The organism is Streptomyces sp. NPDC040405, from assembly GCF_055595765.1.
The window spans coordinates 223,866-244,490 of the sequence record NZ_JBVIVI010000001.1 but is presented as its reverse complement, the minus strand read 5'-3'; the positions used below and the strand labels follow the sequence as shown (position 1 = coordinate 244,490).

Below are 20,625 nucleotides of genomic sequence, written 5' to 3'. Positions count from 1 at the left end.
GGGAGCGCATCGTGTTCGACGGGAGGGACAACACGGATGGCACCGTTTATCGGCCGACGTCTGCGTAAGGGAGCGGCCACGACGGCGGTGGCGGCGGCCGCGATGGCCGCCCTCACCGCATCCCAGGCGCCCGGGTTCGCCGCTCAGGAGCATGGCGACGGGGACCATCGGGACCGAGACCGGGCCAGTGGGGCGCCGTCGTCGCCCGATGCGTCGATCGACGGCGACTCCTCGTACCACACCGACCTGCCGCCCCTGACCAAGCCGGACAAGCCGGGCTCCTCGATCGACCTGCCGGGGTTCCCGGGCAGCAGCACCAAGACCGAGGCGGGCATTCCGGCGAGCGTGCTCGCCGCGTACAAGAAGGCGGAGGCGGCGCTCAGGGAGTCCAAGCCGGGCTGCAACCTGCCGTGGCAGCTGCTCGCCGCGATCGGCAAGGTCGAGTCCGGGCAGGCCCGCGGCGGCAATGTGGACGACAAGGGGACGACCGTCAGTCCCATCCTCGGCCCTGCCCTCAACGGCAACGGCTTCGCCATGATCAAGGACACCGACGGCGGCGAGTTCGACGGGGACACCACCCACGACCGCGCCGTCGGCCCGATGCAGTTCATCCCGTCCACCTGGGCGAACTGGAGCGAGGACGGCAACGGCGACGGCCGCTCGGACCCCAACAACATCTACGACGCGGCGCTGGCCGCGGGCTTCTACCTGTGCGCCAACAACCGTGATCTGTCCGTCCAGGAGGACATCAACAAGGCGATCCTGGGCTACAACCACTCGCGGGAGTATCTGAACACCGTCCTGTCGTGGTTCGAGTACTACAAGAGCGGCACCCATGAGGTGCCCGACGGCACCGGCGTGCTGCCCTCGGAGCGGAGCGACCCGCCCGGCGACGGCTCGAAGTCCGGCTCCAAGGAGTCCGGCAAGGGCAAGGAGTCCGGCAAGGACAAGGACAAGGAGCCCGGCAAGGGCAGCGGCGGCGCGCACACCCTGCCCAAGCCCGACGACAAGCCCGACGGCTCCACCTCCCCCTCGCCCGACCCGGACGACAGCCCGGGCCAGACGCCCGGCCCGGGCCTCCCCACCCCGCCGAGCACCACGCCGCCCACCACCCCCGCGCCCAAGCCCACCGGCACCGCCAAGCTGACCGCGGTCGGCGCCAAGCAGCTCACCGCCACCGCCGGTGAGACGTTCACCGGGTCCCCCAAGGTCCGCGCGGTGAGCACCGAGGGCAAGCCGGTGGCCGCGGCGCGCGTGAAGTACGAGATCCGCGGCGAGACGAGCGCCCGCTTCCTCGGCCTCGTCCGTTCCGTCACCGTGCTCACCCGCCCGGACGGCACCGCCACCGCCCCCAAGCTGCTCGCGGGCGAGCAGACCGGCTCGTTCACCCTGCGCGCCACGGCCGTCGGGCGCGAGAAGGTGGCCCCGGTCGACTTCGCCGCGACCGTCAAGGCCCGCCCCGTACCGCAGGCCGATGCGCTGGCCCGGCTCGGTGAGGGCGTCTTCAAGGCCGGGACCGGCGGCTCCTTCGCCGATCTCCTGACCGTCAAGGCGACCAACAAGGGCAAGGCCGCGGCGGGCGTCCCGGTCACCGCGACCATGATCACGGACGCCAAGAAGCCCGAGCTGAACGAGAAGGGCCCGTACTTCCTCGACGCCAAGGGCAAGCCGGTCCGCACCCTGACCGGGCTGAAGACCAACGCCCTCGGACAGCTGACGCTTCCGAAGATCCTCACCGACGAGCACGCGGGCACCTATCTGCTCCGTCTCACCACGGCGGACGGCGCCATTCTGGACGTCGAGCTGACCGTCACCGCAGCCGCCACCCCCTAGCGGACCGCCGCCCGGAACACGAGCGCGCCGCCCCCGGCCCGGGGGCGGCGCCTTCGCGTTTCGGGCCTTCGTGTTCTCATCTGCGCCACCCGTTGCTACGGTGCCCCAGCCCCGGCCGATCTGACGCCACGTCAGTTCAACGGCCGCCTCGTACCGGAACCACGGGAGGCCCGCATGCGCGCCCTCGCCGCCGCCGCGATCGGACTCGCCGCCGCCCTCGCCCTCGTCTTCACGGTGACGGCCGTCGGCGCCCCCGGCGGCACCACCTCCCCCAAGCCGCTGCTCACCACCGTCCCCGAGCACCCCTGAGGGAGGGACGCCCCGCCATGCGCCGCAAAGCCAGCCTGGTGCTGCTCGCCTTCGCCGTCTTCTTCGCCGCCCTCGCGCCGCTGGTGCGCTGGTACGCGTTCCCCCGGCTCGCCAAGATCCCGCCGAGCGAGTACCAGACGGCCGTGCTGGAGGCCCGCCCCGCCACCCTGCTCGACTACGCCACCATGAAGCCCCGCACGGTCTCCAAGGTCAGCATCGTGCAGACCCTGCGCGGGAACGTGGCGGCGGCCGAGAAGGCCGGGAAGGAGGCCGGGCGCGACGTCGTCGTCTGGGACGCCCTGTCGTACATCCAGGGCCCCGACGGCAAGATGGTCTCCCGGATCCCCGAGCGCTACGTCTTCGACGCCCACTCCCAGGACCCGGTGCACGCGGGCGGCGAGCACGTCGACGGCGACGCCGTGCGCCGCGAGGGCATCGAGTACAAGTGGCCCTTCCTCACCGAGAAGCGCGACTACCGCTACTTCGACGCCCAGACCCGCACCTCCGCGCCCATCCACTACAAGGGCACCCGGAACTTCCGCGGTCTGACGGTGTACTACTTCGAGCAGACCATCCCGTGGACCAAGGTCCCGCTGCCCAAGACCATGCCGGTCGACGGCATCACCCCCGAGACCGTCCGCAAGGCCGGAACCTCCCGCTGGTACACCACCAAGCGGATGTTCTGGGTCGAACCCACCACCGGCGCGCCCGTCAACGGGCAGGAGATCCACCGCGAGGAACTGCGCGGCGGCACGCTGCTGGGCGGCCGGGACCGGGTGACCGTCTTCTCCGGCCATGTGAAGATGCGCGAGGACTACATCGCCCACACGGTCGGGATGGTCACCTCCCAGCGGCAGCTGGTCCTCGCCTTCACCACGTATGTGCCCTGGGGCTTCGGGGCGCTGGGGGCCGGACTGCTCGCGCTCGCGCTGCTGCTGGAGGCGCGCGGCCGACGGCCGGGGACGCCTCCGCGGAGTCCGCGGCGACGGCTCGTCAACCTCCGTCCTCGCATTCCCTCCTGATGGTGACGCCGGTAGTGATCTCGGTAGTCGGCTGGCTAGCATGCGCTCCATGCCGGGTATCACGATCGAGTTCACCGAGCAGGAACTGGCCGAGCTGCGCGCGGAGGCCAAGGAGAAGGGCGTGGCCATCAAGCGCCTCGCCCACGACATACTGACCGAGGACGTCGTGCGGCGGCGGCAGAAGCAGCGCTTCGTCGAGGGTGCCGTGCGCTTCGCCATGGGATACAAGGCCGAGTTCGAGCGGGAGTTCCCGGAAGGGCTGCGTTGATCCTGTATGTCGACGCCGGTTGGGTGCTCAACGTCCAGGTCGACGTCTCCCCGGTGAACACCCCCGTGCGTGACTGGGGCGCACTGCACTGCATGAGCGAACGGCACCGCTACGAACGGTTCGCGGGCGAGCCGTACTACGAGGAGGCCGCGGCGCGCGCCGCGACCTTCCTCCACACCTCGCTGATCCTGGAACCCTTCTCCGACTACAACGCGGTGATCGGCGCGGCCTGCGCCCAGATGTATCTGCAGGAGTCCGGCGAGGCCATCGCCCCGCCGTCCGGCGCGATGGTGGCACTCATCCGCGACATACGGGACAACCGGCTCCGCCTGAGCGAGACCGCCCGGCGGCTGCGCGCCTGGGCCGTATGAGCTCCGGTGCGGCGCTTCAGCGGCGGGTGTTGGTACGCCGCGTCGGCTGGGCCGACGTCGGGTCCTCCGGCCACGGATGCTTGGGGTAGCGGCCGCGCAGCTCGGCCCGTACGGACCGGTAGCCGTCCCGCCAGAACGACGCCAGATCGGCCGTGACCGCCGCCGGACGCCCCGCCGGGGACAGCAGATGCACCAGCAGCGGCACCCGCCCGCCCGCGATCCGCGGCGACTCCTGCCAGCCGAACAGCTCCTGGAGCTTCACCGCCAGCACCGGCTGCCCGTCCCCGTACTCCACCCGCACCCGCGACCCGGTCGGCACCTCGACCCGCTCCGGCGCCAGCTCCTCGAAGCGCGCCGCCTCGCCCGTCGCCCACGGCAGCAGCCGGGCCAGCGCCTGACCGGCGTCCACCCGCGCCAGATCCGCCCGCCGCCGCGCCCGGCCCAGTTCCATGCCCAGCCACGCGTCCGGGTCCGCCAGCAGCGCCGCCTCCGACACATCCGGCCAGGGCGCCCCCAGCTCCCGGTGCAGGAACGCCATCCGCTGCCGCACCGCAGTGGCCTGCGCGGACCAGCGCAGCAGCCCCGTCCCCTCCCGGCGCAGCCCCTCCAGCAGCGCCGCGTGCACGAGCGCCGGGTCGGGCGCGGTCAGCGGCCGGGCCACCAGCTCGATCGCCCCGAGCCGGGACACCCGCCGGGCGACGACGTCCCCGTCGGCCCAGTGCACCTCCTCGCCGTCCGACCCCAGCGCCGCCGCCGCCGTACGGGCCGTCTCCTCGTCGGTGACGGCGGCGAGCCGCACTCGCGCCGACGCGGCGGCCACCGGCCGGTCCGCGACCGCCACGGCCAGCCACGGCGCCCCGCCCAGCCGCGACCCGTCGCCCAGCTCGGCCCCGGTCCCGGCCGCCATGAGATACGCCCGCCCGCCCCGCACCCGGGCCACCCGCTCGGGGAACGCCAGCGCGACGACCAGCCCGGCGACAGCGTCCTCGCCGCGTGCCGGGCTGCCCGGCCCCCGGCCGGTGGCACCGCCGGCGCGCCGGGCACCGTGCGGCCGTGCGGCCGGGCCCGGAGCCGCCGCGTCCGGCGGACCGGGCTCGGCATCGGCGCCGTCTGAGGCCACCGCGCGCTCCAGGCGGCGGGCCTCTTGGCGCCAGCGGGACGCGTAGGCGTCGCCTCCGCGGCGGGCGGTGCGCCAGGCGGCGGCCAGGTCGTCGCCGTACTCCCGCGGCGGCTCCTCGCTCAGCAGGGCCACCACCTCGGCCGCCGGGCGGGCGCCGACCTCGAAGGCGCCGTCGACGAGGGCGCGGGCGAGGCGGGGGTGGAGGCCGAGGCGGGACATCCGGCGGCCGCGCCCGGTGGCGCGCCCGGCCGCGTCGACGGCGCCGATCGCGGTCAGCACCTCCCGCGCGGCCGTCATGGCCCCGCCAGGCGGTGGGTCGAGCAGGGCGAGGCCGGAGGCGTCCGGGTCGCCCCAGCACGCCGCCTGGAGGGCGAAGGCCGTCAGGTCGGCCTCGGCGATCTCCGGCGACGGGAAGCGCGGCAGCCGGGCGTCCTCGGCCTCCGGCCAGCAGCGGTAGACCGTCCCCGGCGCCTCGCGCCCGGCCCGGCCCGCGCGCTGCCGGGCCGCAGCTCGGGACGCCCGGACGGTCGTCAGCGCGCTCAGGCCCCGCGCGTGGTCCATGCGCGGCTCACGGGCGAGGCCGCTGTCCACGACGATGCGTACGCCCGGCACGGTCAGGCTCGACTCGGCGACCGACGTCGCCAGCACCACCCGCCGCCGCCCGCCGTCCGCGCCCGCGAGCACGGCCTCCTGCACGGCGGCGGGGGCCCGCCCGTGAACCTGGAGGACGTCCGCGTCGGCGCCGCCCAGCAGCCCCGCCACCCGGCCGATCTCGCCGACGCCGGGCAGGAAGCACAGGACGTCACCGGACCGCTCGCGCAGCGCGCGCCGCACCACGTCCGCGACGTGTTCGAGCAGGGCCGGGTCCACCCGCATCCCGTGCGGCGGGCGTACGGGGCGTACGGGCGGCGTCCACACCACCTCTACGGGGTGCGACACGCCCGGGGCCGAGACGACCGGCGCGGGCTGCCCGTCACCGTCCTCACCGCCGCCGCCCTCGCCCAGCAGCCGCGCCCACCCCGCCGCGTCGGTCGTCGCCGACGCGGCGATCAGCCGCAGCTCCGGGCGCAGCGTGGCCTGGACGTCCAGCAGGAAGGCGGCCGCCGTGTCGGCGTCGAGGTGCCGCTCATGGCATTCGTCCAGGACGACGGTGTCGACCCCGGCCAGCTCCTGGTCCCGTTGCAGCCGCTGCACCAGCACGCCCGTGGTGACCACCTCGACCACCGTGCGGGGCCCGGCCTGCCGCTCCCCGCGCACGGTGAAGCCGACGCGTTCGCCGGTCCGCTCGCCGAGCAGCCACGCCATGCGCCGCGCGGCGGCCCGCGCCGCGATCCGGCGCGGCTCGGCCACCAGGACCCGCCGTCGCTCCGTCGCCCCGTCGCCGTCCAGCAGTCCGGCCAGGACGAGCGGCACCAGCGTGGTCTTGCCGGTCCCGGGCGGTGCGCACAGCACCGCCGACCCCCGCTGGTCGAGCGCGCGCAGCAGCTCCGGTACGGCTTCGCGGACAGGCAGCTGCTCCAGGACGTCCGTACGCATGGCCGAAAAGCCCCCCGCTCAGTCCCGCTCGCAGACGAAGACGGCCGTGCCCGGGATGAGGCCGCCGCGCAGCGGGGACCAGCCGCCCCACTCCTGACGGTTCCAGGCAGGCCATTCCGGTTCCACCAGGTCGATCAGCCGGAAGCCCCCGGCCACGACGTCCCGTACCCGGTCGCCGAGGGTCCGGTGGTGCTCCACATAGACGGCGCGGCCCGCGTCGTCCTGTTCCACATACGGGGTGCGGTCGAAGTACGAGCCGGAGATGCTCAGCCCTTCGGGCCCCGGCTCGTCGGGGAACGCCCACCGCACCGGATGCGTCACCGAGAACACCCACCGGCCGCCCGGCCGCAGCACCCGGCGCACCTCGCGCATCACCCGTACCGGCTCGGCCACGAAGGGCACCGCCCCGTACGCCGAGCAGGCGAGGTCGAACGAACCGTCCCGGAAGGGCAGCGCGGTCGCGTCGGCCTGGACCAGCGCGACGCCGGGCGGGCCGACCGCCTCGGCGTCGATCCGCTGGGCGTGCCGCAGCTGCCGGTGGGAGATGTCGAGCGCCACGGGGCGGGCCCCGCGCGCCGCGAGCCAGCGCGCGCACTGCGCCGCGCCCGCGCCCACCTCCAGTACGTGGCGCCCCTTCAGCCGGTCCGCGGGCCCGAGCAGCCCGGCCTCCTCCTCGTCCAGCCCCTCCGGGCCCCATATGAAGCGGTCGTCGCCGAGGAAGGCGCCGTGCTCCTCCTGGTACTCGTCGGCGTTGCGGTCCCACCAGCCGCGGCTCGCCCGGCTGCTCTCGGTGTCGTCGGCGGTCCGGCGGGTGGCGGTGGGCTCGAAGGAATCGGAGGCATCGAGGGCGCCGGAGGCTTCACGAGCGGCCTCAAGGGCACTCTCCGGGGCCTCGAAGGCACCGCTGGGCTTGTGTTCTTGGACCATCGGGTGCGTCGTCGTACTCTCTGTATCGACCTGTGGCTACGGGGCACGGCCGGGGACCGCGTCCCAGCGGTGACTTGCAAATTGCCGGGTTCGGGGCGTTAAGCCCCACGTGTGCTCTTCGTGCATTGACCATGCCCGGCCGCCCCCGTATGCTACAAGTTGCGCTGCGGGCCTGCGCGACTCAGACGGAGCAGGCCGCGCTCGCATCTGTTGTATGTCCCCTCGGTTGTCGAGGCGTTTCGGTCTCTCGTATAGATCCGGAAGATCACGCCTCGCAGGCTGTCCGGCTTCGGCAGTGCGATAAGGGTCCACGGCGTAGCAGTACCTACGACTCAATGTCCGTACCGGAGCCCTTTCCCACATGACGAGCAGCACCGAGGCAACCCGCACCACCCCGCAGGTGGCGGTAAACGACATCGGTTCCGAGGAAGCCTTCCTCGCCGCGATCGACGAGACGATCAAGTACTTCAACGACGGCGACATCGTCGACGGCGTCATCGTGAAGGTCGACCGGGACGAGGTCCTGCTCGACATTGGTTACAAGACCGAAGGCGTCATCCCTTCCCGCGAGCTTTCGATCAAGCACGACGTCGACCCGAACGAGGTCGTAGCCGTCGGCGACGAGATCGAGGCCCTGGTTCTCCAGAAGGAGGACAAGGAAGGCCGCCTGATCCTCTCGAAGAAGCGCGCCCAGTACGAGCGTGCCTGGGGCACCATCGAGAAGATCAAGGAAGAGGACGGGATCGTCACCGGTACCGTCATCGAGGTCGTCAAGGGTGGTCTCATCCTCGACATCGGCCTCCGCGGCTTCCTTCCGGCCTCCCTGGTCGAGATGCGCCGCGTCCGCGACCTCCAGCCCTACGTGGGCAAGGAGCTCGAGGCGAAGATCATCGAGCTGGACAAGAACCGCAACAACGTGGTCCTGTCCCGCCGCGCCTGGCTGGAGCAGACCCAGAGCGAGGTCCGTCAGACCTTCCTCACCACCCTCCAGAAGGGTCAGGTGCGCTCCGGCGTCGTCTCCTCCATCGTCAACTTCGGTGCCTTCGTGGACCTGGGTGGCGTCGACGGCCTGGTCCACGTCTCCGAGCTGTCCTGGAAGCACATCGACCACCCGTCCGAGGTCGTCGAGGTCGGCCAGGAGGTCACGGTCGAGGTCCTCGACGTCGACATGGACCGCGAGCGCGTCTCCCTGTCGCTCAAGGCGACCCAGGAAGACCCGTGGCAGCAGTTCGCCCGGACCCACCAGATCGGTCAGGTCGTCCCGGGTAAGGTCACGAAGCTCGTTCCGTTCGGTGCGTTCGTCCGCGTGGACGAGGGCATCGAGGGCCTGGTCCACATCTCCGAGCTGGCCGAGCGCCACGTGGAGATCCCGGAGCAGGTCGTCCAGGTCAACGACGAGATCTTCGTCAAGGTCATCGACATCGACCTCGAGCGCCGCCGCATCAGCCTCTCGCTGAAGCAGGCCAACGAGGCCTTCGGTGCCGACCCGTCCGTGGTCGAGTTCGACCCGACCCTGTACGGCATGGCCGCGTCCTACGACGACCAGGGCAACTACATCTACCCCGAGGGCTTCGACCCCGAGGCCAACGACTGGCTCGAGGGGTACGAGAAGCAGCGCGAGGAGTGGGAGCGTCAGTACGCCGACGCGCAGACCCGCTTCGAGCAGCACCAGGCGCAGGTCATCAAGTCCCGCGAGGCCGACGAGCAGGCCGCTGCCGAGGGTGCTACCAGCGCTGCCCCGGCGCCCGGCGGGCAGGCTTCCGGCGGCGGTTCGTACTCCTCGGAGTCGGCCGACAACTCCGGCGCCCTGGCGTCGGACGAGGCGCTTGCCGCGCTCCGCGAGAAGCTGGCCGGCGGCCAGAGCTGAACCGCTGTGCCGCTGATCTGATCGCCAGCGGCACCGGCTGATCGAGTGTGAGGCCCGTTCCCCTCCGGGGGAGCGGGCCTTACGCATGTTCCGGCGCGCGGACGGCCATGATGCGCACAGGAGTTGAGCCCGGGGGCCGGGAATGCGCCTGCCCCCTTGTGGTGTTTTCGCGTACGGAACACAAGGAGGAGCGGTCACAGTGCTTGATCCGCAGGATTTGTACGCGTGGGAACCGAGCGGGCTCGCGGAAGTCGACGCGATAGCCTCCCGGGATTCGGCCGGGCTGGTGCTGCTCTACCACTTCGACGGTTACATCGACGCAGGTGAGACCGGCGACCAGATCGTGGAGCGGCTGCTCGACGGGCTGCCGCGGCAGGTCGTCGCCCGCTTCGACCACGACCGGCTGGTCGACTACCGGGCCCGGCGCCCCCTGCTCACCTTCCAGCGCGACCGCTGGACGGCCTACGAGACCCCGGCGATCGAACTCCACCTGGTGCGGGACGCCACCGCGGCACCCTTCCTGCTGCTCTGCGGGCCCGAACCGGACGTGGAGTGGGAGCGCTTCGCTGCCGCCGTGCGGCAGATGATCGAGCGGCTCGGGGTGCGGCTCGCCGTGAACTTCCACGGCATCCCGATGGGCGTTCCGCACACCCGGCCGGTGGGCCTCACCCCGCACGGCAACCGCACCGACCTGATGCCCGGCCACCGTGGCTACTTCGACGAGGCCCAGGTGCCCGGCAGCGCCGAGTCGCTGATCGAGTACCGGCTCGGCGAGGCGGGCCACGACGTGCTCGGGGTCGCCGCCCACGTCCCCCACTATCTGGCCCGGTCCGCCTACCCCGACGCGGCGCTCACCGCGCTGGAGGCGGTCACCGCGGCCACCGGTCTGGTGCTGCCGGGCGCGGCCCACGCGCTGCGCAACGAGGCGCACAAGACGCAGGAGGAGATCGAGCGGCAGGTCTCGGAGGGGGACGACGAGCTGGTCGCGCTCGTACGGGGCCTTGAGCACCAGTACGACGCGGTGGCCGGGGCCGAGAGCCGCGGCAACCTGGTCGCGGAACCGGCCGAGCTGCCGTCGGCGGACGAGCTGGGCGCCGAGTTCGAGCGCTTCCTGGCCGAGCGGGAGGGCGAGAGCGGCGCCTGAGAGGAGGGCGGGAGCGATGCCTGAGCGGAGGGCGAGAGCGGCGCCTGAGCGGCGGACCGCAGGGCGGTCCGTATAGCGTGGGCCCCATGCTGAAGCTGGGGCTCACGGGCGGAATCGGCGCGGGCAAGAGCGAAGTCTCGCGGATCTTGGTCTCTTACGGCGCGTTGCTGATCGACTCCGATCGGATCGCCCGTGAGGTGGTCGAGCCGGGAACGCCCGGCCTCGACGCCGTCGTCGCCGAGTTCGGGCCCGGGGTGCTGACCGCCGACGGTCGGCTCGACCGGCCGAAGCTCGGCGGGATCGTCTTCAACGACCCCGAGCGGCTGCGCGCCCTGAACGCCATCGTCCACCCTCTGGTCCGCGACCGCTCCGCCGAGCTGCAGGCGGGCGCCGGGCCGGAGGCGGTGGTCGTCCACGACGTCCCGCTGCTCGCCGAGAACGGCCTGGGGTCCCTGTACGACCTGGTGCTGGTCGTCGACGCCACGCCCGGGACCCAGCTCGACCGGCTGGTCCGGCTGCGCGGCATGACCGAGGACGAGGCGCGGGCCCGGATGGCGTCCCAGGCGACCCGCGAGGAGCGGCTGGCCGTCGCCGACGTCGTGATCGACAACGACGGTCCGCTGGAGGAGCTGGAGCCGCGGGTCCGCAAGGTCTGGGCCGAGCTGGTGGAACGGGCCGCCGCCACGGACTGAGGGGCGGGCCCGTGCTTGCCGGGCGGTCCGCGGGGGAATGTGGCGCACTGGGTGGTTGTTGTGCTGCCCGTACCGACGATCATCACTGAGGGATCACCGCACACGGGACCAAGGATCACGCAAAAGCCCGGGGAAGGAAGCGGCTGTGCCCGAGCCCACGCCCGAGACCCATGTCATCGACTACCGCGCCGCGGAGCAGCTGCTCGCCGCCCGAGATCCGCGAGGCGCCGTCAAGCTGCTCGACTCGGTCATCACCGCTCACCCCGAGAACACCGCGGCCCGGCTGCTGCGGGCCCGCGCGTTCTTCGGAATGGCCCAGCTCCGCGCTGCGGAACTCGAATTCCACATCGTCCTGGAGCGCGAGCCGGACAACGCGTTCGCCCACTTCGCCCTCGCCCGTACGCTGGAGCGCGCCTCCCGCCGGGACGAGGCCACCCGCCACTTCCGCCTCGCCGCGGCGCTCGATCCGCGCCCGGACTTCGTGGCGGCGGCGCGGTTCGACGACATGAGCTGATCAGCGCTGACTGCGGCTGATCACACCGGGGTGGCGACCTTCGTGGCCGGGCGGTGGCTACCGGGGACGGAGTAGAACCGTCCCCGGGTGGCCAGCGTCAACGGGATGTGCACGGCTGGTCCGATGATCATCGCGACGAACGACGCGTAGTAGTCCGGGTAGACCCCGAAGACGCCGAGGGCTCCGACGGAGACCCCTGCCGCCATGGAGATCAGTCCGCACGGGTTCCAGTCGCGCACCCGGCCGTCACGGAACTCGATCTCCCGCGTCGGCGCCAGCCCGCACAGGCGGCGGCAGACGAAATAGTCGGCGAGCAGGATCAGCACCCAGGTGTTGGTCATGATCCCGGTGATGGCGAGGAAGGTGCCGGTGTACTGAAGGATGTTCATCGGGTAGCCCACGACGCCCAGGGTCAGCAGCGCCACCATCCACCACGGGCGGCCGATCCTGCGGGGCATGGTCGCGTCCCAGGCGTTGGACAGCGCGAGTGAGCCTGAGTACAGGTTCACCACGTTGATGCGGATCTGTGTGATCACGGCGAAGACGACTCCGAGGACCCCCATGAAGGTCACGAAGAAGAGCCCGGGATCGGTGGCGGACAGCTCTGCCTTGGGGCCCTTGAAGTGCTCCAGCATCGTGAACCCGATCAGCGCGCCGATGAGCATCACGCCCGCGATCATCAGCAGTTCGACGAGCATGAGGGCGCCCGTTCCCCGGTAGCCGACCTTCGTCTTGACGAAGCGTCCGTAGTCGGTGGCGATCAGGCCCTGGAAGACGATCTGGCCATTGGCCAGGTTGAACCCCTGCCAGATCGTGGCCGCGCCGACGCTTCCGGTGGCCTTCCATTCACCGGGTCCGACCAGCACGTATCCCTGGGCCAGCATGATCATGCCGATCACGAAGAGCACCAGGAACAGTGGTGTGCCCCAGCGCTGCAGCAGGTTCATCGAGTGCATGCCCCGCCAGGCCGACAGCAGGGCGATGACCCCGACCAGGCAGAACATCAGCACCGCCGCCACCGAGGTGATCGGAACATGGAGGAACTCGCTCAGCGCGTGGGCGACGATGCTGCCCTCGAAGAGGAAGTAGAAGACGTAGTTGAAGCCGTAGACGACGGAGGCGACCGCGGCGCCCTTGCTGCCGAAGCCCAGACCGCGGGTGAGCAGCGGGACCGAGAGTCCCTCACGGCTGGAGATCCGCATGATCGCGCTGCCGAGCACGGTCGCCATGACGACCATGTACGCGATCGGCAGCAGCATCATCGGCCAGCCGAGCAGAAAGCCCATCTGGCCGCCGAGTGAGAACCAGAACATGGCGGTCACGTTCGCCGTCAGCACCAGCAGCACCGCGGGCCGGGGCCAGCGCTGGTCGGCCGGGACACGATCGGTCGCGAAGCTCTCCACCTGGTCGTCGAGACTGGTCGAGGGCCCCTTGAAGTATCTGCTCAAGGACATGGCTGTGCTCCGGAATGGGGGAGGGGGAGGAGGAGGCCGGCCGGGGAGGCGGCTAGAGCGCCGGGCGGCGGGTGTGGAATTCGGTGGCCTGTTCGAAGGCGTGACCGACCTGGAAGAGGCGCGCCTCGGCGAACGGGGCACCCATGAGCTGAAGGCCGATCGGCAGACCGTCGTCATCGAAGCCGGACGGCAGGCTCAGCGCGGGCATTCCGGTGAGGGAGGGGAGCCCGGTGTACCGCATGATCGCTACCAGTGTCGGCTGGACGACACCGGGTTCGAGTTCGATCGCCTCGGTGCCGACGACGGGAGCCGTGAACGGAATGGTCGGCATCGCGACCACGTCCACCGAGCGCTGGAACGCGGCCAGGAACTGGTCGCGGAGCAGCCGGCGGTAGCGCTGCGCCTGGATGTAGTGCGTCGCGAGGTAGAGCTCCCCCTGCTCGAACATGAAGCGCACGTTCTCGCCGTAGTCGTCGGGCCGCTCGCGAAGCCAGCGCTGGTGGTAGGCGCTCGGCTCGGAGCTCTCGACCGTCATCAGGGCCGATACGTTGCCCTCGATGTCCGGGATCGCGATGTCGACGATCTCGGCGCCGAGCGATTCCAGGGTGACCAGGGCCTGTTCGGTCGCGGCGCGCACCGCGGGCTGCACCTGAGTGAGGGCGTGGTCCCGTACGATGCCGATCCGCAGCCCCCGCACTCCCTCGCGCAACGACGCGGTGTAGTCGGGGACGGTGCAGCGCGAGGTGCCGGTATCGGCCGGGTCGTGTCCCGCGAGCAGGCCGAGCAGCAGGGCGCAGTCCTCGACGGTGCGGGTCATCGGACCGCAGGTGTCCAGGGACCAGGCGAGCGGGATGATCCCGGCGTTGCTCACCCGGCCGATGGTGGGACGGATGCCCACGATGCCGTTGGCGCTGCTGGGCAGCCGGATCGAGCCCCCGGTGTCCGTGCCCAGGGCGGCGGGTACCGCCCCGGCGGCGACCGCGGCTCCCGAACCGCCGGAGGAGCCGGACGCGATGCGGGTGGTGTCCCAGGGGTTGCGTACGCACCCGTAGTGCGGGTTCTCCGAGGTGGCGCCCCATGCGAACTCGTGCATGTTGGTGTTCGCGATGAGGTTGGCGCCGGCTCCCTTGAGCCGTGCGGCCACCGTGGCGTCTTCCTCGGGGACCCAGTCGGCGAGGATCCTGCTTCCGGCGGAGGTGACGCGTCCGGCGACCGCGACGTTGTCCTTGACCGCGATCGGCACTCCGTGCAGGGGGCCGAGCCGGTACCCGGCCCCCAGCATGGTCTCGGCAGCCTGGGCGACCGCGAGCGAGTCGTCCGCGTGCACGGCGGTGAACGCGGCGAGCGGGCCGCCGACCTTGTCGATGCGGTCGAGCAGGGCGCGGGTGAGTTCGACGGGAGAGATCTGCCGCGAGGCGATCAGGCGTGCCGACTCGGTGGCGGTCAGTTCGGTGAGGTCCGTGGCGGTGGTCACTCCGTCACCTCCTGTTCCTGGTGGACGACAGAGGTGAGGGGGGTGACGGTCCAGTGGTCGGCCGAGGCCATGCGGGCGCTCATCGCGTTGGCCTCCGCCAGCAGGGGCGCGAACGCGGCGGTGTGGCGGGCGAGGCGTTCGGCGGGAAGCGGCAGTGCCGCCAGGGCGACGAGGGCGGCGACGTCAGGGTCTGGGGAGTGTGAGGGATCCAACATGGACGGAGAAGCTAGGAACGGCCCGTTTCCCTCGGATGATCAGACCGTTTCAGGTGTGTTACGTATCGAGGAGTTTTGTTAATGACATGTTACGTGAACGCCGATGAGCTGGAGTTTTGAAGTCGCGGAAAATATTAGAGAGCCTCACGACCTTGGCTGTGGCTGCTCGTCCAGAGCCTGTGAGAGCCGGTGCAGCAGGCCGGTCAGCAGCTCTCCTTCGCCGGTCGCCGCGAAGAGGGCGACGTCGCTGTGTTCCACGACCTCGTTGAGCTTGCGGTAAAGGCTCCTGCCGCGCGAGGTGAGCCGGATCCGTATCCGGCGCCGGTCCGCCATGTCGATCTGCCGGTAGACGATGTTGTTGTCCACCAGGCGGTCGACCAGCTTGGTCACGGTCGGGGCGGGCAGCAGGAGGTGATCGGCGACCTCCGACATCGCCCGCCCCGCACCGTCCGAGAGGAGGCTGAGCACCCACCACTGCTCCACGGTGAACCCGGTGGGCTCCAGCGTCGACCGCAGGCGGTCGGCCAGCCGCCGTTCCACCCGCCGGAGGAGATGGGCGAGATCTCCGGATACATCCTGTTCCGTCGTCATTCCCGCACCCTTTCTCTACCTCTGTCGCCCGGCCATCTGAAATCGTAGAGCGGCACAGTGGGTGCTTCCGACGGGCACCGAACGCCCGGCATCCCCGGTGCGCACAAGAACGCAGGTGATACCCGTGACCGATGCAGCGGTGAACATAGCGCTCGTCGTCCCCCTCCAGGGCCCGCTCGGGCTCATAGGGCCGTCGTCCGAGCTGTGCGCCCAGCTCGCGGTGGAGGAGATCAACGCGGTCAGCGGCGTTCTGGGCAGGGAGCTGCGGCTGGTGACGGTGGACGGGGGCGCGCCGCCACGGGCCATCGCCGCGGAGGTCGAGGCGCTGGTGGGGCTCGGCCGGGTGCAGGCCATCACCGGTGCCCACACCTCGGCCGTGCGGGCCGCGCTCGTCCCCGCTGTCGCCGGGCGCGTGCCGTACATCTACACCTCCCTGTACGAGGGCGGTGAGCGCAGCCCGGGGGTGTTCGTCACCGGCGAGACCCCCGGCAGGCAGCTGCTGCCCGCGATGCGGATGTTCGCCCGGGAGCGCGGACTGCGCCGCTGGAGTGTCGTCGGCAACGACTACGTGTGGCCGCGCGGGACCGCTGAACTGGCGCGCGGATTCCTGCGGCGTGAAGGCGGGACGATCGCTGACGAGGTTTATCTGCCGCTGGGCAGCGGCGACTTCGGGGACGCCTTGGACCGGGTCGAGCGCTCGGGGGCCGACGCGGTGCTCGTGCTGCTGGTCGGGCAGGACGCGGTGGAGTTCCACCGCCAGTTCGGGCGGCGCGGGCTCCATGAGGGGCTGCCTCGGCTGACCACCCTCATGGACGAGAACATGCTCATGGCCGCGGGGCCCGAGGCCACGAGCGAGCTGTTCGCGGCGGCAGGCTACTTCGCGTCGCTGGCCACCGCGGACAGCCTGGACTTCACCGGCCGCTACGTACGGCGGTTCGGCGCGGAAGCCCCGGTCGTGGGTTCGCTCGGGGAGTCGTGCTACGAGGGCGTACGGCTGTTCGCCGCCCTCGCGGAACTGGCGCGCTCGCTCGACGTGCGCGCCATCAGCTCAGTGGCGGACGCGGTCGTCTTCGAAGGGGCCCGGGGCGCGCTGCGGCTGCGGGACCGGCACGCCGCTCAGCGGATCTTCTTCGCCGAGGCCACGGGCCTGGAGTTCTCGGTGCTCGCCGAACTGCCCCCGCTCGACCACCGGACGGATCACGGCACCAGCACCTGACGGACGGCCCGCCCCGCGGCCAGGTTCTCCAGCGCTGCGTTGACGTCGGACAGCGCGAGCGTGTCGCTGTGCAGCAGGTCCACCGGCAGCTTCCCGGCGCGCCACAGGGCCACGTAGCGGGGGATGTCGCGCTGGGGCACGGCATCGCCGAGGTAACTGCCGCGCAGGGTGCGTCCCTCGCCGACCAGGGCCGCCGCCGGCACGGACATCGTCTCGGACGGGTCCGGCAGGCCCACCGACACGGTACGTCCGCCACGGCGGGTGAGGGACCAGGCCGACTCCAGGGCCTTGGCGCGCCCCACCGCCTCGAACACCGCGTCGGCGCCACCGTCCGTGGCCTCGCCGATCACCGCGGCCGCGTCCTGCGGCATCGCGGTGTGGGTGGCACCGAGCTTCCGGGCGAGATCCAGCTTGGCGGGCAGCGGGTCGACGGCGATGACCGGATGGGCGTTGGCGAGGACCGCGCCGAGGACGGCGGACAGCCCCACCCCGCCCAGGCCGATGACGGCGGCCGACTCGCCGGGGCGCAGACCGCCGGTGGAGAGCGCGGCGCCGACGCCGGTCAGGACCGCGCAGCCGAAGAGCGCGGCGACGGGCGGTGGGATGTCCCCGGGAACGACCACGGCGGACCGCCGGTCGACGACCGCGTGCCGCGCGAAGGCCGACACCCCGAGGTGGTGGTGCACGGCCTCGCCGCCACGGTGGATCCGCCGCGCGCCGGACAGCAGGGTTCCCCGCGTATTGGCCCGCGCGCCCGCCGGACATCGCGCGGGAGCGCCGCCGGCGCACTCCGCGCACAGCCCGCAGCTGGGGACGAAGACCAGCACCACCCGGTCACCGGTCCGGACGTCGTCGATGTGATCGCCGAGGGACTGGACGACGCCGGTCGCCTCATGACCGAGCGCCATGGGGGTGGGGCGCGGGCGCGAGCCGTTGACCACCGAGAGGTCCGAGTGGCACACCCCGGCGGCGTCGATGCGGACGAGCAGTTCCCCGGGGCCGGGCTCGTGCAGGTCGACGGGGCCGACGGTCAGCGGGCGGCTTTCGAGGTAGGGGCGGGAGGCGTGGGGGGCCTCCAGGACGGCTGCTTCGGTTCTCATGCGGCCGAGAAGCTAGGGAGTGCCCGTTTCCGTCGTGTTGCCAATCGACGTCTTATGTTTCGTCCAAGTTACACAGAATGCTCTGAGCAGGATTTTTAACTTCGAAGAAAATATTTTCAGGGGAAGCATCTATCGCTTCGGGCGGCTCTGCGGGTACGTTCGCCGCCGTGCCGGACGCCGACAGCCGGACACCCGGTTCGAGCCCACCGACATCTGGAGACATGCACCATGACCGTGGCATCCCATGCCCTTCCCCGGATCCTGCACATCGGAGCCGGAGCTTCCGCCCGCCTCGGGGAGGTGCTCCACCAGCTGGGAGTGTCCAAGCCGCTGATCATCACGGACGCCTTCCTCGACGAACACGGCGCGGTCGCCCGCCTCCGTGCCCCGCTGAACGCGGCCGGGATCACCTCCGTGGTCTTCTCGGGCACCCGGCCTGACCCGACCACGGATTCGGTCGGGGAGGCCGTACGCGTCATGCGCGAGGGCGACTTCGACTGCGTCGTCGGCTTCGGCGGAGGCAGCCCGATGGACACGGCCAAGGCCGTCGCGCTCCTCGGCACCACCGGGCACGAGATGCGCCGCTACAAGGCCCCCGCCGTCACCGACCAGCCGACCCTGCCGCTGATCGCCGTGCCCACCACGGCCGGCAGCGGTTCGGAGGCGACCCGGTTCACCATCATCACCGACAGCGCCAGCACCGAGAAGATGCTCTGCGTCGGACTGGCCTTCCTCCCCGTGGCCGCCCTGGTGGACTACGAACTCACCATGGGCATGCCGCCCAGGCTGACCGCGGACACCGGGATCGACGCGCTCACCCACGCCATCGAGGCATACGTGAGCCGCCGGGCCACCCCCTTCTCGGACGGCATGGCGCTCACCGCCATGCGCACCATCACCGCCCATCTGCGGACGGTGTACCGCGACCCGGGGAACCGGGCGGCGCGCGAGGCCATCATGCTGGGGGCCACCCAGGCCGGCATCGCCTTCTCCAACTCCAGCGTGGCGCTGGTTCACGGGATGAGCAGGCCGCTGGGGGCGCACTTCCACGTCGCCCACGGCCTCTCCAACGCGATGCTGTTCCCGGCCGTCACCCGGTTCTCCGTACGGGCAGCCCCCGGCCGCTACGCGGACTGCGCCCGGGCGACGGGACTCGCCGACGGGCGGGACTCCGACGACACGGCCGCCGCCCGGCTGGTGGACGAACTGGACGCGCTCAACCGCGATCTCGACGTCCCGACGCCCGAGCGGTTCGGGCTCTCCTCGGACCGGTGGCGGGAGATGACCCCCACCATGGCGGCGCAGGCGCTCGCTTCGGGGTCCCCGGCGAACAACCCGCGCGTACCGTCCCAGTCCGAGGTCGAGGACCTGTACGCCGCCGTGTGGTCCGCTGCCGCGTCCTAACGCCGCCCCTGGCCGCGCCCCCGCACCGGCGCGTACGGCGGCACATCCCGCCCCGGCTGGTAGTGCGGCCCCTGCCGGATGTGCCGGATGACCAGGGCCAGGTCGATCACGGTGATGGCGGCGAGCGCCGCGCAGGCGGCCGCCCAGCCCGGCCTGCCCGCCAGCACGAAGGCCACCGTGCCGCCGGCGGTCCACAGCAGTCCCCAGGCCGCGAGCCACAGCCGCATGCGCAGCGGAGTGCGCGCATGCGCGGGCTCATCGCCCGTACGGATGAATCGCATGGACATCGCACCGCATCTCCCGCGCGTAGCTTCCGCGTCCCCCTCTTCGACGCTACCGCGCCCGGCGGCCTGTCGGCGGGGCCTGCGATCATGTGCTGAGCACACAGGAACTGTGTGCGTCCACCGCGCACGACGAGGAGCCGCACGTGATCCACCAGTCATGGGACGAATCTGCCGCCCGGCGGGCCCGTATCCGCGGCTGTCTGCTGGGCGGCGCGATCGGTGACGCGCTCGGCAACCCGATCGAGTTCCGCTCCCTGCCGGGGATCCGCGAGGTCTACGGCGGCGCGGGCGTCACCGGCCTCGTCCCGGACGACAGCGGCACCGTGGGCCGGATCACCGACGACACCCAGATGACCCTGTTCACTGCCGAGGGGCTGATCCGGGCCCGCGCCGGCGCGTCCACCCAGGGCGTCGGGGGCAACGAGATCGCCGCCGTCCGCCGCGCCTACCTGCGCTGGCTCGACACCCAGAACCACCCCGAGCCGCCGCCCCCGAGGACCCCGGACGACGTCGGCCGCTCCGGCTGGCTGCGCACCCACCCGTGGCTGTACGCCCGCCGCGCGCCCGGCAACGCGTGCCTCTCCGGCCTCTACGAAGGCCACACCCCCACCATGGACGTCGCCCTCCACGGCGCCCCGGGCCCGGTGAACGGCGGCTCCAAGGGCTGCGGCACCGTGATGCGGTCGGCCCCGTTCGGCCTCACCGGTCTGCCCGCCCGCGACTGCTTCGAGCTCTCCGCCCGCTGCGCCCAGATCACCCACGGCCATCCGACCGGCTACCTCGCGGCGGGCGCCCTGGCCGCGATGATCGCGTACCTCCTCGAAGGCGACTCCCTGCAGGGGGCCGCCCTGCGCACCCTGCACATCCTGCGCGGCTTTCCGCGGCACGAGGAGACCGCCGCCGTCCTGCGCCGCGCGATCGACCTGGCGGCCGGGGGCGACCCCACCGCGGAGAAGGTCGAGTCGCTCGGCGGCGGGTGGATCGCCGAGGAGGCGCTGGCCATCGGGGTCTACGCCGCCCTGGCGGGCGCCAGCCTTCCGGCCTCGCTGCTGCTGTCCGTCAACCACTCGGGCGACAGCGACTCGACCGGCTCGGTCTGCGGCAACATCCTGGGCGCCCACCACGGCGATCTGCGCCTGCCGCCGTCCTGGCTGGCGCAGGTGGAGGGCCGCGGCACGATAGCCGAGCTGGCCGACGACTTCGCGTTCGCCTTCGACCGCTCCGCCGAGCCGCACGAGCCGTTCCCGTACGACCGCTACCCGCTCAACTGACCGCAGCCATTAA

Annotated in this window: 20 protein-coding genes; 12 read left to right on the top strand and 8 right to left on the bottom strand. The window is 71.8% G+C overall.

Annotation, left to right across the window (positions count from 1 at the left end; all coding sequences use genetic code 11):
• The first annotated feature begins 36 nt into the window (after nucleotides 1–36).
• From ACZ59A_RS01155 to ACZ59A_RS01135, 5 genes are all read left to right on the top strand, one after another.
• The gene (locus ACZ59A_RS01155; protein WP_470951928.1) at nucleotides 37–1,833 is read left to right on the top strand and encodes a lytic transglycosylase domain-containing protein; all 1,797 of its coding nucleotides are present in this window, start codon (nucleotides 37–39) and stop codon (nucleotides 1,831–1,833) included.
• A 174-nt stretch (nucleotides 1,834–2,007) separates the two neighbouring features.
• Complete coding sequence (locus ACZ59A_RS01150; protein ID WP_468041822.1) at nucleotides 2,008–2,142, top strand: SPW_0924 family protein; 135 nt, start codon at nucleotides 2,008–2,010, stop codon at nucleotides 2,140–2,142.
• A 17-nt stretch (nucleotides 2,143–2,159) separates the two neighbouring features.
• Nucleotides 2,160–3,164 carry a cell envelope lipid trafficking protein PgfA gene (gene pgfA / locus ACZ59A_RS01145; RefSeq protein ID WP_470951925.1) on the top strand — a complete coding sequence of 335 codons (1,005 nt, stop codon included), beginning with the start codon at nucleotides 2,160–2,162 and terminating at the stop codon, nucleotides 3,162–3,164.
• Nucleotides 3,165–3,213: 49 nt separating this feature from the next.
• Nucleotides 3,214–3,432: a hypothetical protein gene (locus tag ACZ59A_RS01140; protein WP_234357101.1), complete on the top strand. Its 219-nt coding sequence runs from the start codon at nucleotides 3,214–3,216 to the stop codon at nucleotides 3,430–3,432.
• Nucleotides 3,429–3,803 (top strand): hypothetical protein, encoded by a 375-nt coding sequence (locus ACZ59A_RS01135; RefSeq protein WP_468041826.1) that lies wholly within the window; start codon nucleotides 3,429–3,431, stop codon nucleotides 3,801–3,803. The genes ACZ59A_RS01140 and ACZ59A_RS01135 overlap by 4 nt, the downstream gene beginning before the upstream one ends.
• A 16-nt stretch (nucleotides 3,804–3,819) precedes the next feature.
• Here the strand turns inward: ACZ59A_RS01135 and hrpB are convergent, their stop codons facing one another.
• Nucleotides 3,820–6,459, bottom strand: a complete 2,640-nt coding sequence (gene hrpB / locus ACZ59A_RS01130) for an ATP-dependent helicase HrpB (RefSeq protein ID WP_470951923.1) — start codon at nucleotides 6,457–6,459, stop codon at nucleotides 3,820–3,822.
• Nucleotides 6,460–6,477: 18 nt separating this feature from the next.
• Nucleotides 6,478–7,386: a class I SAM-dependent methyltransferase gene (locus ACZ59A_RS01125; RefSeq protein ID WP_470951921.1), complete on the bottom strand. Its 909-nt coding sequence runs from the start codon at nucleotides 7,384–7,386 to the stop codon at nucleotides 6,478–6,480.
• Between the two features lie 361 nt (nucleotides 7,387–7,747).
• On the opposite strand from ACZ59A_RS01125, the gene rpsA reads away from it, so the two are divergent.
• From rpsA to ACZ59A_RS01105, 4 genes are all read left to right on the top strand, one after another.
• Nucleotides 7,748–9,253 carry a 30S ribosomal protein S1 gene (rpsA, locus tag ACZ59A_RS01120; protein WP_470951919.1) on the top strand — a complete coding sequence of 502 codons (1,506 nt, stop codon included), beginning with the start codon at nucleotides 7,748–7,750 and terminating at the stop codon, nucleotides 9,251–9,253.
• 199 nt (nucleotides 9,254–9,452) lie between these two features.
• Nucleotides 9,453–10,397: a PAC2 family protein gene (locus ACZ59A_RS01115; protein WP_468041834.1), complete on the top strand. Its 945-nt coding sequence runs from the start codon at nucleotides 9,453–9,455 to the stop codon at nucleotides 10,395–10,397.
• An 86-nt stretch (nucleotides 10,398–10,483) separates the two neighbouring features.
• Complete coding sequence (coaE, locus tag ACZ59A_RS01110) at nucleotides 10,484–11,089, top strand: dephospho-CoA kinase (protein WP_468041836.1); 606 nt, start codon at nucleotides 10,484–10,486, stop codon at nucleotides 11,087–11,089.
• 145 nt (nucleotides 11,090–11,234) lie between these two features.
• The gene (locus ACZ59A_RS01105; RefSeq protein WP_470951916.1) at nucleotides 11,235–11,603 is read left to right on the top strand and encodes a tetratricopeptide repeat protein; all 369 of its coding nucleotides are present in this window, start codon (nucleotides 11,235–11,237) and stop codon (nucleotides 11,601–11,603) included.
• A gap of 20 nt (nucleotides 11,604–11,623) precedes the next feature.
• Here the strand turns inward: ACZ59A_RS01105 and ACZ59A_RS01100 are convergent, their stop codons facing one another.
• From ACZ59A_RS01100 to ACZ59A_RS01085, 4 genes are all read right to left on the bottom strand, one after another.
• Complete coding sequence (locus ACZ59A_RS01100) at nucleotides 11,624–13,057, bottom strand: purine-cytosine permease family protein (RefSeq protein ID WP_470951914.1); 1,434 nt, start codon at nucleotides 13,055–13,057, stop codon at nucleotides 11,624–11,626.
• A gap of 52 nt (nucleotides 13,058–13,109) precedes the next feature.
• Nucleotides 13,110–14,531, bottom strand: coding sequence for an amidase (locus ACZ59A_RS01095; RefSeq protein ID WP_470951912.1), 1,422 nt, complete (start codon nucleotides 14,529–14,531; stop codon nucleotides 13,110–13,112).
• Entirely contained in the window at nucleotides 14,528–14,746 is a 219-nt protein-coding gene (locus ACZ59A_RS01090) for a hypothetical protein (protein ID WP_470951910.1), read from the bottom strand. The genes ACZ59A_RS01095 and ACZ59A_RS01090 overlap by 4 nt, the downstream gene beginning before the upstream one ends.
• Before the next feature lie 144 nt (nucleotides 14,747–14,890).
• On the bottom strand, nucleotides 14,891–15,337 hold the full coding sequence (locus ACZ59A_RS01085) for a MarR family winged helix-turn-helix transcriptional regulator (RefSeq protein WP_470951907.1): 447 nt from the start codon (nucleotides 15,335–15,337) through the stop codon (nucleotides 14,891–14,893).
• A gap of 124 nt (nucleotides 15,338–15,461) precedes the next feature.
• Between ACZ59A_RS01085 and ACZ59A_RS01080 the strand changes: the two genes are divergently transcribed.
• Nucleotides 15,462–16,553: a substrate-binding domain-containing protein gene (locus ACZ59A_RS01080; protein ID WP_470951904.1), complete on the top strand. Its 1,092-nt coding sequence runs from the start codon at nucleotides 15,462–15,464 to the stop codon at nucleotides 16,551–16,553.
• Here the strand turns inward: ACZ59A_RS01080 and ACZ59A_RS01075 are convergent.
• Entirely contained in the window at nucleotides 16,535–17,653 is a 1,119-nt protein-coding gene (locus ACZ59A_RS01075; protein ID WP_470951901.1) for a zinc-binding dehydrogenase, read from the bottom strand. The two genes, ACZ59A_RS01080 and ACZ59A_RS01075, sit on opposite strands and share 19 nt — an antisense overlap.
• A gap of 228 nt (nucleotides 17,654–17,881) precedes the next feature.
• Here ACZ59A_RS01075 and ACZ59A_RS01070 point away from each other — a divergent pair, with 228 nt between their 5' ends.
• Nucleotides 17,882–19,057: an iron-containing alcohol dehydrogenase gene (locus ACZ59A_RS01070; RefSeq protein WP_470951898.1), complete on the top strand. Its 1,176-nt coding sequence runs from the start codon at nucleotides 17,882–17,884 to the stop codon at nucleotides 19,055–19,057.
• On the opposite strand, the gene ACZ59A_RS01065 is transcribed toward ACZ59A_RS01070, so the two are convergent.
• Nucleotides 19,054–19,344, bottom strand: a complete 291-nt coding sequence (locus ACZ59A_RS01065) for a DUF6343 family protein (protein WP_470951895.1) — start codon at nucleotides 19,342–19,344, stop codon at nucleotides 19,054–19,056. The two genes, ACZ59A_RS01070 and ACZ59A_RS01065, sit on opposite strands and share 4 nt — an antisense overlap.
• A gap of 140 nt (nucleotides 19,345–19,484) precedes the next feature.
• Here ACZ59A_RS01065 and ACZ59A_RS01060 point away from each other — a divergent pair, with 140 nt between their 5' ends.
• Nucleotides 19,485–20,612, top strand: coding sequence for an ADP-ribosylglycohydrolase family protein (locus ACZ59A_RS01060; protein ID WP_470951892.1), 1,128 nt, complete (start codon nucleotides 19,485–19,487; stop codon nucleotides 20,610–20,612).
• Nucleotides 20,613–20,625: the final 13 nt, after the last annotated feature.

What these genes read in the sequence shown, in the direction of transcription:
- ACZ59A_RS01155 (WP_470951928.1), top strand. Translation starts at nt 37, where the DNA reads ATGGCACCGTTTATCGGCCGACGTCTGCGTAAGGGAGCGGCCACGACG.
- ACZ59A_RS01150 (WP_468041822.1), top strand. Translation starts at nt 2,008, where the DNA reads ATGCGCGCCCTCGCCGCCGCCGCGATCGGACTCGCCGCCGCCCTCGCC.
- pgfA (WP_470951925.1), top strand. Translation starts at nt 2,160, where the DNA reads ATGCGCCGCAAAGCCAGCCTGGTGCTGCTCGCCTTCGCCGTCTTCTTC.
- ACZ59A_RS01140 (WP_234357101.1), top strand. Translation starts at nt 3,214, where the DNA reads ATGCCGGGTATCACGATCGAGTTCACCGAGCAGGAACTGGCCGAGCTG.
- hrpB (WP_470951923.1), bottom strand. Translation starts at nt 6,459, where the DNA reads ATGCGTACGGACGTCCTGGAGCAGCTGCCTGTCCGCGAAGCCGTACCG.
- ACZ59A_RS01125 (WP_470951921.1), bottom strand. Translation starts at nt 7,386, where the DNA reads ATGGTCCAAGAACACAAGCCCAGCGGTGCCTTCGAGGCCCCGGAGAGT.
- rpsA (WP_470951919.1), top strand. Translation starts at nt 7,748, where the DNA reads ATGACGAGCAGCACCGAGGCAACCCGCACCACCCCGCAGGTGGCGGTA.
- coaE (WP_468041836.1), top strand. Translation starts at nt 10,484, where the DNA reads ATGCTGAAGCTGGGGCTCACGGGCGGAATCGGCGCGGGCAAGAGCGAA.
- ACZ59A_RS01100 (WP_470951914.1), bottom strand. Translation starts at nt 13,057, where the DNA reads ATGTCCTTGAGCAGATACTTCAAGGGGCCCTCGACCAGTCTCGACGAC.
- ACZ59A_RS01090 (WP_470951910.1), bottom strand. Translation starts at nt 14,746, where the DNA reads ATGTTGGATCCCTCACACTCCCCAGACCCTGACGTCGCCGCCCTCGTC.
- ACZ59A_RS01085 (WP_470951907.1), bottom strand. Translation starts at nt 15,337, where the DNA reads ATGACGACGGAACAGGATGTATCCGGAGATCTCGCCCATCTCCTCCGG.
- ACZ59A_RS01075 (WP_470951901.1), bottom strand. Translation starts at nt 17,653, where the DNA reads ATGAGAACCGAAGCAGCCGTCCTGGAGGCCCCCCACGCCTCCCGCCCC.
- ACZ59A_RS01070 (WP_470951898.1), top strand. Translation starts at nt 17,882, where the DNA reads ATGACCGTGGCATCCCATGCCCTTCCCCGGATCCTGCACATCGGAGCC.
- ACZ59A_RS01065 (WP_470951895.1), bottom strand. Translation starts at nt 19,344, where the DNA reads ATGTCCATGCGATTCATCCGTACGGGCGATGAGCCCGCGCATGCGCGC.